The organism is Hansschlegelia beijingensis, assembly GCF_045505405.1.
GTDB classification, from domain to species: Bacteria; Pseudomonadota; Alphaproteobacteria; order Rhizobiales; family Methylopilaceae; genus Methylopila; species Methylopila beijingensis_A.
Map to the genome: position 1 here is coordinate 1 of NZ_JBJKEX010000096.1, position 9,757 is coordinate 9,757.

The following is a 9,757-nucleotide window of genomic DNA, read 5'->3' on the forward strand; positions in this document are numbered from 1 at the left end:
CGGTCGGGCTCCTCGCCTTCGTTGGGCTGACCGACCACGCGAACGAGGCCGCGCGCTACCTGCCCTTCGGCCTGCAGCGCCGGCTGGAGATCGCCCGCGCGCTCGCCGCCCCGCCGCGCCTGCTGCTGCTGGACGAGCCCGCGGCCGGCCTGACCAGCCAGGAGATCGAGGAGCTCGCCGAGATGATCCGCAAGATCGCGGCCTCCGGCGTCTCGGTGCTGCTGATCGAGCACCATGTCGACCTGATCATGGCGGTCGCCGACACCGTCACCGTGCTCGACTACGGCCAGGTGATCGCCAGCGACCGTCCGGGCGTCGTGCAGAACGATCCGCGGGTGATCGAGGCCTATTTCGGCTCGCCCGTCGCCCATGGCGAGCTTTCGGAGGCCTCGGCATGAGCGCGAACGAGACCCTGCTCGAGATCCGGAATCTCGAGATCCGCTACGGCGCGGCCGTCGCCGTCCGCGACGTGTCGATGACCGTGAAGCGCGGCCAGCTGGTCGCGGTGATCGGCGCCAACGGGGCGGGGAAATCCTCTCTGGTGCGCGGCGCGACCGGCCTCGTGCGCCCGAGCAAGGGCGAGGTGATCTTCCGCGGCGAGGACACCACCCGGCTCTCGGCCGACGCCAAGGTGCGGCGCGGCCTGGCGATGGCGCCGGAGGGACGGCTGCTGTTTCCGGACCAGACCGTCGAGGACAATCTGATCCTCGGCGCCTATGTCCATGGCGGGCTGAAGGGCGCCCGCGCCCGGGAGACGCGCGAGCGGGTGCTGGAGATGTTCCCGCGCCTGCGCGAGCGGCTCGGCCAGCTCGCGGGCAGCATGTCGGGCGGCGAGCAGCAGATGCTGGCGATCGCCCGCGGCCTGATGGCGGAGCCGGAGCTGTTCGTCATCGACGAGCTCTCGCTCGGCCTCGCGCCCAAGATCGTCGACCAGCTGATCGGCGTGCTGCGCGATCTGAACCGGCAGGGCCTGACGATCCTGCTCGTCGAGCAGCTCGCGGCCCACGCTCTGAGCATCGCCGACCACGCCTACGTCATCTCCAACGGGATCGTCGCCAAGGAGGGGCCGTCCGCGGCGCTCGCCCGCGATCCCGAGGTGATGGCGGCCTTCCTCGGCAAGGCCGCCTGACCCGCCGAAACGCCACCTCACCTCAAGGAGCATCCATGTCCCGCGTCGTCGACCTCAGCCTCTCCGTCGAAGACAACATGCCGGCCCACAAGCTGTTTCAGCGGCCGGTCATCACCACCCACCTCAGCCATGAGAGCTCGGCCGCCTTCAATCTGGGCGTGCCCGGCGACGCGATGACCTTCCAGACCAACTTCATCGCGATGCTCGACCACGTCGGCACCCATGTCGACGCCTTCAAGCACGTGAACCCGAACGGCGCGCCGATCGACGAGATGCCGCTCGAGATGTTCATGGGCAAGGCGCTGTGCTTCGATCTGCGCCACATCCCGGACCTCGGCGACATCACCGTCGCCGACATGGAGGCGGCCGAGGAGAAGTGCGGCGTCAAGGTCGACGGCCACATCGTCCTGCTCTGCACCGGCTTCCACGCCCGCAACTATCCGGGCCTCGACTCCGTGTGGAAGAACCCGCTGCTCACCGTCGAAGCCACCCAGTGGCTCTATGACCGCGGCTCCAAGATGCACGGCGTCGAAGGTCCCTCGACCGACAAGCCGACCGACAACATCTTCGCGCAGCATCGCCTCTGCCGCGACCTCGGCGTCAGCCACTGGGAGTGGCTGGTGAACCTCGAGGAGCTGATCGGCGCCGGCGAATTCCAGTTCTTCGGCGTGCCGATCAAGTTCAAGGGCGGCTCGGGCTCCCCGGTCCGCGCCTTCGCGATCGTGAACTGATCCCGACGAGATAGCCCACCATCGTCATGCCCGGCGGCAGCCGGGCATGACGGTCGAGGCGGGCCGCCTCCTTAAGACCGCACCCGCCCGGAGAGCCGCCATGTCCGCCGACTTCGACTTCATGAGCGCGACCGCGCTCGCGCGGATGGTGGCGACCAAGGCTGTCTCTCCGGTCGAGCTCACGCGCCGCGCGCTCGACCGCGCGGCCGCGACTCAGGGCTCGCTCAACGCCTTCTTCCTGCTGATGGAGAACGAGGCGATGGACGCCGCGCGCGAGGCCGAGGCCGCGGCGCTGCGCGGCGACGCGCTCGGTCCGCTCCACGGCGTGCCGTTCTCCGCGAAGGACCTGATGGCCGTGAAGGGCCAGCGCTATGCGTCCGGCTCGCGCGCCACGGCGGACAATGTCGCGGACGTCGACGCGCCCGCGGTCGAACGCGCCAAGGCCGCAGGCGGGATCCTGATCGGCAAGACCACGACCTCGGAGTTCGGCTGCAAGCCGGTCGGCGACAGTCCGCTCACCGGCGTGACGCGCCACCCCTGGGACCTGAGCAAGACGCCCGGCGGCTCGAGCGCCGGCGCGGCAGCCTCGGTCGCGGCGGGGATCACGCCGCTCGCGCTCGGCACCGACGGCGGCGGCTCGATCCGCATTCCCTGCAGCCTGACGGGCCTCGCCGGAATCAAGGGCCAGTTCGGGCGCGTCGCCGTATGGCCGACCTCGGCGACGCCGACGCTCGCCCATGTCGGCCCGATCGCGCGTTCGATCGAGGACGCGGCGCTGATGTTCTCCGCGATCGCCGGCTACGACCCGCGCGATCCCTTCTCGGTGGCGGGGCCGGTCCCGGACGTGCAGGGCGCGGTGGCGCGCGGCGTCGAAGGTCTGCGCGTGGCGTGGAGCCCGACGCTCGGCTACGCCCGGCCCGATCCGGAGGTGGTGGCCATCGCGGAGGCGGCGGCCAGGCGGCTCGCCGACGCCGGGGCGATCGTCGAGGAGGTCGACGGCGTGTTCGAGGGCGATCCGGGCGATCTCTGGATGGCCGAGTTCTACGCCGGCGTCGGCACGCGCCTGCGCAGCGTGGTGGAGACCAAGCGCGACCTGCTCGATCCGGCGGTCGCGGTGGTGCTCGAGGCGGCGCTGGCGCAGGAGATGCGCGGCTACTACGCCACCGTGTTCGAGCGCTATGCGCTGCGCGACAAGGTGCGTCGCTTCTTCGAGGGCTACGACCTGCTGCTGTCGCCGACGCTTCCCAAGGCGAGCGTGCCGGCCGGCGTGGACGTGCCGGAAGGCCTGGAGGACCGCACGCTGGTGAGCTGGGTGTTCTACACCTACCCGTTCAACCTCACCGGAAACCCGGCGGCGTCGGTGCGGGCGGGTCTCGCCGCGGACGGCATGCCGGTCGGTCTCCAGATCGTCGGGCGTGCGCTCGGCGAGGACGACGTGGTCGCCGCGGCCGCCGCGATCGAACGCGCGCGGCCCGACGAGGCCGACCTGTTCGCGAAGCGGCTCGCTCCCGAACTTCGGTCCTGAACCGAACCGGGCGTCAGCGTCGAGGCCGCTGACGTTCCGACAGCGCTCCGGCGGCTGCCGAGGCAGGCCGCGATGCGCCTGCTGGTCTGTAATCGGGACGCTGATCCGCGATCAGCGCCCTGCGCAGGCGCGTCGACATGCGCCGATCGCGCCATCCTGCTTTAGGGGAGGGTGCGTCGTGGGGGGGGGCGCATGACGCGCTTCTGCGGCGAAGGCCGTCCCGCAGGCGCTGGCGATTTCAGGGGATGCTGGAGCGGGCGAAGGGAATCGAACCCTCGTATGCAGCTTGGGAAGCTGCCGTTCTACCATTGAACTACGCCCGCGGCGGCGAGACCATAAGATGGCCGGCGGCCGCGGACAAGAGACTGCCGAAGCGTCCCTGCCCCCGAAACGCGGGGTTTTGATCGGCGGCGCGTCGACGCGGGGGCGCGGGAGGCGTAGGAAGCGCCGGCGGAACGCCGCAGTCGAGGAGCCGCATGGGCGGACGTCGGGTTCAGCCGGAGAGCGCCGCGACGGGATCGCGGCTCGCCATGGCCTCCTGGGTCGCGGCGGGCCTCGGCGCGGCGATGCTCGCCCTCGGCGGCGCCGCGCTTTGGGCGTCGGAAGGCGCCTCGGTGTTCATGCAGGCCGCGTTCTCCGCGCTGGCCGCGTGCTTCTGACGGAGTTCGGTCATGTCCCCTCGAAACGCGTTCTTCGCCGGCGCGGTCGTGTTCGCCCTCGGGGCGGTCGGCCTCGGGGCGGCGCTGCTGCACTTTCAGGACGGGGGGCGGACCGCCACGCAGACCTCGACGGTCGGCGGCCCGTTCAGCCTGGTGGATCAGGAGGGCCGGACGGTCACCGAGGCGGACATGAAGGGCAAGCCGCACCTCGTGTTCTTCGGCTTCACGCACTGCCCGGACGTCTGCCCCACCGCGCTCTACGAGATGACCCAGGCGCTCAACGCGATGGGCGCGGACGCCGACAAGACCGAGGCCTTCTTCGTGACCGTCGACCCGGAGCGGGACACGCCGCAGGCGCTCAAGGACTACCTCAAGAGCTTCTCGCCGCGCATCCGCGGGCTGACGGGCACGCAGGAGCAGGTCGACGCCATGGTCAAGGCCTACAAGGCCTACGCCAAGAAGCAGCCGCTCGAAGGCGGCGACTACACGATGGACCACACCGCGGTGATCTATCTGATGGACCGCAACGGGAACTTCGTGGCGCCGGTCAATCCGAAGCGGCCGCCCGAAGAGCTCGCGGCGGAGATCCGCCGCTACACCTGATCGGGCTGCGCGCGGCGGCGGGAGACGCCGTGGGTCGTCTTCTCCCAGTGCGTCGTTCGCGCGGTCGCGATCTGGTAGAGCGCGCGCCACGCCGCGACGCCCACCAGGAGCCAGTAGAACGGCATGGTCAACAGGTCGCGCGCCAGTCCGGAGGGACCGCGCCGGTCGATCCCCATCCAGCCGCAGGCGAGCCCCGCCGAATAGCCCACGATCAGGTTGGTGACGTGCAGTCCCGCGAAGGCCGCGCCTGCGAGGCTCTCGGCCGGGGCCAGCAGCGAGCCGTCCAGCCCGCGCCACAGGATGAGCGCGAGCACCACCGGATAGGCGAGGGCGGTCGCCGCGACGCCGCCGATCAGCAGCTGGGCGGCCGCGAAGCTTAGCGGATCGAGCCGCCGGGCGAGGCCTGGCAGATCGCGGCCATGGACCACCGCGGTCACCATGAAGCCCTTGATCCAGCGCGTCCGCTGCCTGAGCCACGGCCACAGCCGCACCGGCGCTTCCTCCCAGGTGGTCGAGTCGATGGTGCGCGTCGCCCAGCCGAGCCGCGCCAGCCTCAGCCCGAGATCGGCGTCCTCGGTGACGTTGCCCGGGTCCCAGCCGCCGACCGACCTCAGAGCCGCCGTCCGGAAGTGGTTGGACGTGCCGCCGAGCGCGATCGGCAGCCCGAGCGTGCCCAGCGCGGGCAGCACGACGTCGAACAGCGCGGCGTACTCGATGGCGAAATGGCGGGCGAGCCAGCCGTCGGCGACATTGTCGATCGCGAGGCGCGCCTGGACGCAGGCGAGCTCGGGAGGGCCGCAGCGGAAGGCGTCGAGCGCGACGCGGAGCTGGTCGGGGTCCGGTCGGTCCTCGGCGTCGAACACGGTCAGGAACTGGCCGCGCGCGCCGAGCAGCCCCGCATTGAGCGCCCGCGGCTTGGTCTTCGGCCCGCCGGGCGGCAGGACGAGCACCTCTGTCCCCGGCCGCGGCGGGCGCGCCTCGAGCGCGCCGAGCGTCTCGCGGTCGCCCTCCTCGATCAGCAGCTTGATGTCGAGCTTGGCCGCCGGGTAGTCGCGGCCTTAGGTAGCAAGCGCACCAAGATTCTGAGCGGCTTCGCCGCTCTGGTCCACTAAAATCCGGCTCATGTCAGAGCCGAACGTCGTCCTCACCCTACGCCGCAAGCGCGACGAGATCGAAGGCGCCATCCTCGCCTATGAGAAGCGCCTAGAGGCCGCAAGGCGCGATCTGGCGCACGTCGCCGCCACCCTCCAGCTATTCGAGGCTGCGGCCGATCCTGAGGCCGTGAAGCCCTATCAGGACGTGCACCGGCTATTCCGGCGCGGGGAGATCGTGACCCTGTGCAAGGCGGCGTTGGCGGAACGCGGCCCGCTCGACACGCGCGAGCTGTCTCACGCGGTTATGGCCGCAAAGGGCTTTGCGCCCGACAACGAGCTGCGGAAGGCGGTCGCGTTCAAGATCGTGCAGGCGTTGACGATGCAGGCGAAGCGCGGCGGGGTCGGGAGGGGTGAGAAGCGGAAGGGCTTGAGGGTGTGGCGGGCACACCAAAACTGTTGCAACTAACGCGATAATTACGAAAGATGCAGGTCTCTGTAGGGATGCCGCCCGATAGAGCCCTAAGCAATGCCGCCTCTGACAAGTGGAAGCTTAGTCAGATCGGGGCTTGCTGTCAAAATGGCTCAGTTCGCAAGGCATTCAGACATCTTAAGCGAATGGGATCGCTTCATGGCCAATATCGGCAATGCGTTAAAGATCAAATATGGACTGGGGCACGACCCTTCGTCCGACAAGGCGCAAGAGTGGGCTGATTTAGTTCGTCGGTACGTCCGTGACGGTATGCCCCGTGAAGCGGCCGGCGAAGCTGCTGCCAAAGTCTTATTCAGAGATTATCAGACGCATGTCTACGCATCTGAAGCGGATACTCTGGAGATGCTTCTTCAGCAGGTTGCCGACAAGTGACGGTAACCGACTTGGCGATGTCCGCTATTTCCAATCCATTTCTAACCTATGCGCTAGGCGGCGTGAGTGGTTTCGCGGCCACTCGTTTTACAATGACTAAGGCGGAAAAAAGCGCTGTAAGCCAGAAGAAATATGAGAATAGCGTTAAGCACAAGAAAGATAAAGAAGACTATGCTAATAAGTTTGCCGCCGCTATGGCGGCCTACGTCAATAAGCCGAAAGATGAACTGAAACTAGACGATCTAATAACAGTGGCAAATTCTGGCAATATGTACTTTAACGAACTGAGGATAATTTCAGATGCCATACTTGGTGGGCATATAGACGCCAGCTCTCGGGATCGAACGTTCGTCCCAGACATCCATGAGGCTTTAATGAAGACTATCCCGCAATATTATAAAACTATAAACGCGGCTGCTGAAAAACTCGGGGTAAGATACGGCGGTGAATATAAAGAGGAAAATTACGAAAGCCTTATAGCCGTAGCCGAAAAATATGGGACTACGCGGACCGCTGCCAGTAGCCCTTCCACGACCGGCTAACGCCATGAGCGAGGCCAAGGCCAAGCGCGCGATGCGCCAGAGCGCCGTTGTCCATGCGGCGGTGGTCTTCCTTCCAAGCCGCCTCATGGGCGTACTGGCTGAGGTGCTTCGGGCTGACGCCGTGGTGCTGGCCCGTCACCATGCGGCGCAGGCGTGAGAAGTAGCTTTCGGCCTGATTGGTGCAGCCCACGCCGTCGCTGTACGCCTCAGAGTGATTGATGCGCTTGGTGAGCCAGCCCGCGTGCAGGGCATCCCAGTGCGAAGCCTCGTCGGCATGGATGACCGCCAGACGGTCCACGACGCGCTTGGCGATCTCCACGCCCTCACCCTCAGACATGGTGACGAAAGGCAGCGTGCGGCCACCGCGCTCGCGGAGAACGACCACGACGCGGCGCTTGCCGGTCTGGTGCTTGGCGAGGCGACGATCGATCCGATCCTCGACCTTGTTCGCCGGGCGGATGTGGCCGCCGAAATAGGCGCCGTCCATCTCCACCACGTCGTCCAGCGTCTCGCCTTCGACCTCCGCCGCCATCGCCTCCCGCAGCTTGTGGCAGAGGACGAAGGCCGTCTTCTGCTGGCAGTCGAGGTCGCGCGCCATCTGGAGCGAGCTGATGCCCTTCACCGCGTTGGTGAAGATGCAGATCGCGGCGAGCAGATCCACGAAGGCCATCTTGCGGCTGGCGAAGATGGTGCCGCTCGTGACGGAGAACTGGTGCAGGCAGCCCGCGCACTTGAACTTGCGGCGCGTGGTGATGGCGTAGCTGTCCAGGCAGCCGCAGCGCGGGCAGACCGGCTTGCCCTCGGTGACGTGCCAGCGGATGGCGCAGAAGGTCGCGTAAGCCTTGTCCTCACCGCCCGCGTAGATGGAGCGGAGGGAGAGGGTGCGGGCCTTTGCGGAGAGGAGGAAGTGTTGCGCCATTGCCGTCGTTTCCGATGCTTATGCATCGTATATGATGACATATGGGCATCGTTGTCAATGGCGTTTGCATCTCATATGATGGCATCTGTAGCGCAGGGGATGGCATCATGGCTGACAATGCAGAGTGGGAAGCCCGCGCCAAGGGCTTGCTGAAGGCTGAGCTGAAGCGCCGGGGCGTGAGCTACGCCCAGCTTGTCGAAAAGCTGGCGGCTATCGGAGTCAGCGAGACAGAGCCGAACATCCGCAATAAGCTCGCGCGGGGGAAATTCACCGCGGTGTTCATGCTGCAATGTCTCGCGGCAGTCGGCGCGCGATCTATCATGATAGATGATGCCGCCGTATAACATTCAGAAAGCGATATTTTATTGGACTAGAGTGCTGTTGGCGCTAGGTGCCGCAGCGTATTTCTTATTCATCGCCCTGACGATGCTCTCAGCCGCCTATCATGAATATAATGTAGGGATTGAAGAGTATGCTAAATATGAGCGCGAGAGAGAGGGATATAAAAGAAAGTCCGCAGATGAAGTTATAAGCAAATGCCCGGTCGCTGACGCCGGAGGGCTTATCGAACCTGAATGCCTCAAGAAAGCACTTAATTCCTTTATAGAAAAGGACACCTCCGATAAGGATCTGCAGGCCCAGCAGGATATGGCGAAGTGGGCTTTCTTCACGCTCATCGTTGGCATCGGGGGCGTTATAATCAGCATTGGAGGCGTCATCGGCCTCTTTATGTCTCTGCACCAGACCAAGCGTTCGATTAATATCTCGGAGACTGTAGGTCAGGCGCAAGTTCGGCCATATCTCAGCGTCGAATTTGACAAGCTCGAATCCGTCCCAACGAAAGGCATTCTCTTCCGCATCCTCAACACCGGCCAATCTCCAGCCCGCCGGGTTAGGTATATCGCGGCTCAATTCGCTCTTGAGCACCCGCTGGTCGAGACGCAGGGGGACCTCATCACCTTCCGCCCCGAAGAGCGCTATCCACTTCGCTCCATCGCATCTGGGCAGCACATCATCGGGGAGGCCTTCAAGGAAGAGCCGATGACGGCCGCCACATGGGAGACCGTCAAGTCCAATGGGAGCACTAGGCTCTATCTGGTCGTCCGCGTTCTTTACGAAGATTTTTTCGACCGGCTGCACGAAACGAAATTTTGCGCCTTCAGCGAAGTGACCATGGTCAACGTCGGTACTAGGCCAATGGCCAGCGTCGAATGGATTCTGGCCGACGTCTTGAACGACGCCACTTAGCCCAATCGCCCCCGCCACCAGCACGCCGATCACGGCTCAGCCCTCCCGCTCGGGAGAGGGGCGTCCGCACCTTGGTGCGTTTGATACGTAAGGCCGGGTAGTCGAGAGCTTCGAGCGCGTCCAGCAGGCCGGGCACGACCGCCGCTTCCTTCGCGAGCGCGACCAGCACCGTATAGAGCGGCAGATCCCGGTCGTCGGTCCGCCGCTGCGGCTTGCGGTCGCTCGGCGGGGTGCAGGCGAGCCACAGCCGGAAGCCGTTGAGGGTCGCGAACAGCAGCCCCGAGCCGGCGATCACCGCGAGCCCCACGGCTTCGAACCAGAAGGCGCAGAGCGCAGACGCCAGCAGCGTCGCTGACGCGGCGTGACGCAGGACGGGCGCGACTTTCGGCAGCCCGGCGACGGTGAGCTCCGGGACGGTCAGCGCAGGGCCCTGGCAGGCGCGCTC

At 66.2% G+C, this 9,757-nt stretch carries 12 protein-coding genes, 1 tRNA gene and 2 pseudogenes; 11 read left to right on the forward strand and 4 right to left on the reverse strand.

Annotation, left to right across the window (positions count from 1 at the left end; translation table 11 throughout):
* From ACIKT0_RS08330 to ACIKT0_RS08345, 4 genes are all read left to right on the forward strand, one after another.
* A partial coding sequence (locus ACIKT0_RS08330) for an ABC transporter ATP-binding protein C-terminal domain-containing protein (RefSeq protein ID WP_407104902.1) occupies nt 1–398 on the forward strand: 398 nt, incomplete at its 5' end.
* Complete coding sequence (locus tag ACIKT0_RS08335; RefSeq protein WP_407104903.1) at nt 395–1,129, forward strand: ABC transporter ATP-binding protein; 735 nt, start codon at nt 395–397, stop codon at nt 1,127–1,129. The genes ACIKT0_RS08330 and ACIKT0_RS08335, both read left to right, overlap by 4 nt.
* A 35-nt stretch (nt 1,130–1,164) precedes the next feature.
* Entirely contained in the window at nt 1,165–1,860 is a 696-nt protein-coding gene (locus ACIKT0_RS08340; RefSeq protein WP_407104904.1) for a cyclase family protein, read from the forward strand.
* A 100-nt stretch (nt 1,861–1,960) separates the two neighbouring features.
* A complete protein-coding gene (locus ACIKT0_RS08345) occupies nt 1,961–3,385 on the forward strand; it encodes an amidase family protein (protein WP_407104906.1) in 1,425 nt (474 codons plus the stop codon).
* A 249-nt stretch (nt 3,386–3,634) separates the two neighbouring features.
* Here the strand turns inward: ACIKT0_RS08345 and ACIKT0_RS08350 are convergent.
* Nucleotides 3,635–3,708 (reverse strand) — tRNA-Gly (locus tag ACIKT0_RS08350).
* A 153-nt stretch (nt 3,709–3,861) separates the two neighbouring features.
* Here ACIKT0_RS08350 and ACIKT0_RS08355 point away from each other — a divergent pair.
* The gene (locus ACIKT0_RS08355) at nt 3,862–4,044 is read left to right on the forward strand and encodes a hypothetical protein (protein WP_407104907.1); all 183 of its coding nucleotides are present in this window, start codon (nt 3,862–3,864) and stop codon (nt 4,042–4,044) included.
* Nucleotides 4,045–4,056: 12 nt separating this feature from the next.
* A complete protein-coding gene (locus tag ACIKT0_RS08360) occupies nt 4,057–4,647 on the forward strand; it encodes an SCO family protein (protein ID WP_407104908.1) in 591 nt (196 codons plus the stop codon).
* Here the strand turns inward: ACIKT0_RS08360 and ACIKT0_RS08365 are convergent.
* Nucleotides 4,638–5,678, reverse strand: a pseudogene (locus ACIKT0_RS08365) (glycosyltransferase family 2 protein); the annotation flags it as partial. The gene ACIKT0_RS08360 and the pseudogene ACIKT0_RS08365 overlap by 10 nt on opposite strands.
* Before the next feature lie 91 nt (nt 5,679–5,769).
* Between ACIKT0_RS08365 and ACIKT0_RS08370 the strand changes: the two are divergent.
* From ACIKT0_RS08370 to ACIKT0_RS08380, 3 genes are all read left to right on the forward strand, one after another.
* Nucleotides 5,770–6,207 (forward strand): hypothetical protein, encoded by a 438-nt coding sequence (locus tag ACIKT0_RS08370; protein WP_407104909.1) that lies wholly within the window; start codon nt 5,770–5,772, stop codon nt 6,205–6,207.
* 162 nt (nt 6,208–6,369) lie between these two features.
* A complete protein-coding gene (locus ACIKT0_RS08375) occupies nt 6,370–6,603 on the forward strand; it encodes a hypothetical protein (protein WP_407104910.1) in 234 nt (77 codons plus the stop codon).
* Nucleotides 6,600–7,145, forward strand: coding sequence for a hypothetical protein (locus ACIKT0_RS08380; protein WP_407104911.1), 546 nt, complete (start codon nt 6,600–6,602; stop codon nt 7,143–7,145). The genes ACIKT0_RS08375 and ACIKT0_RS08380 overlap by 4 nt, the downstream gene beginning before the upstream one ends.
* Here the strand turns inward: ACIKT0_RS08380 and ACIKT0_RS08385 are convergent.
* On the reverse strand, nt 7,105–8,064 hold the full coding sequence (locus ACIKT0_RS08385) for an IS1595 family transposase (protein ID WP_407104912.1): 960 nt from the start codon (nt 8,062–8,064) through the stop codon (nt 7,105–7,107). The genes ACIKT0_RS08380 and ACIKT0_RS08385 overlap by 41 nt on opposite strands.
* 107 nt (nt 8,065–8,171) lie before the next feature.
* Here ACIKT0_RS08385 and ACIKT0_RS08390 point away from each other — a divergent pair, with 107 nt between their 5' ends.
* On the forward strand, nt 8,172–8,408 hold the full coding sequence (locus ACIKT0_RS08390; RefSeq protein ID WP_407104913.1) for a DUF6471 domain-containing protein: 237 nt from the start codon (nt 8,172–8,174) through the stop codon (nt 8,406–8,408).
* Between the two features lie 31 nt (nt 8,409–8,439).
* Nucleotides 8,440–9,312 (forward strand): hypothetical protein, encoded by an 873-nt coding sequence (locus tag ACIKT0_RS08395; protein ID WP_407104914.1) that lies wholly within the window; start codon nt 8,440–8,442, stop codon nt 9,310–9,312.
* On the opposite strand, the pseudogene ACIKT0_RS08400 reads toward ACIKT0_RS08395, so the two are convergent.
* Nucleotides 9,254–9,757: pseudogene (locus ACIKT0_RS08400) on the reverse strand (hypothetical protein); the annotation flags it as partial. The gene ACIKT0_RS08395 and the pseudogene ACIKT0_RS08400 sit on opposite strands and share 59 nt — an antisense overlap.

Coding starts and splice junctions, on each gene's coding strand:
- ACIKT0_RS08370 (WP_407104909.1), top strand. CDS start 5,770: ATGTCAGAGCCGAACGTCGTCCTCACCCTACGCCGCAAGCGCGACGAG.
- ACIKT0_RS08385 (WP_407104912.1), bottom strand. CDS start 8,064: ATGGCGCAACACTTCCTCCTCTCCGCAAAGGCCCGCACCCTCTCCCTC.
- ACIKT0_RS08355 (WP_407104907.1), top strand. CDS start 3,862: ATGGGCGGACGTCGGGTTCAGCCGGAGAGCGCCGCGACGGGATCGCGG.
- ACIKT0_RS08345 (WP_407104906.1), top strand. CDS start 1,961: ATGTCCGCCGACTTCGACTTCATGAGCGCGACCGCGCTCGCGCGGATG.
- ACIKT0_RS08375 (WP_407104910.1), top strand. CDS start 6,370: ATGGCCAATATCGGCAATGCGTTAAAGATCAAATATGGACTGGGGCAC.
- ACIKT0_RS08335 (WP_407104903.1), top strand. CDS start 395: ATGAGCGCGAACGAGACCCTGCTCGAGATCCGGAATCTCGAGATCCGC.
- ACIKT0_RS08390 (WP_407104913.1), top strand. CDS start 8,172: ATGGCTGACAATGCAGAGTGGGAAGCCCGCGCCAAGGGCTTGCTGAAG.
- ACIKT0_RS08340 (WP_407104904.1), top strand. CDS start 1,165: ATGTCCCGCGTCGTCGACCTCAGCCTCTCCGTCGAAGACAACATGCCG.
- ACIKT0_RS08360 (WP_407104908.1), top strand. CDS start 4,057: ATGTCCCCTCGAAACGCGTTCTTCGCCGGCGCGGTCGTGTTCGCCCTC.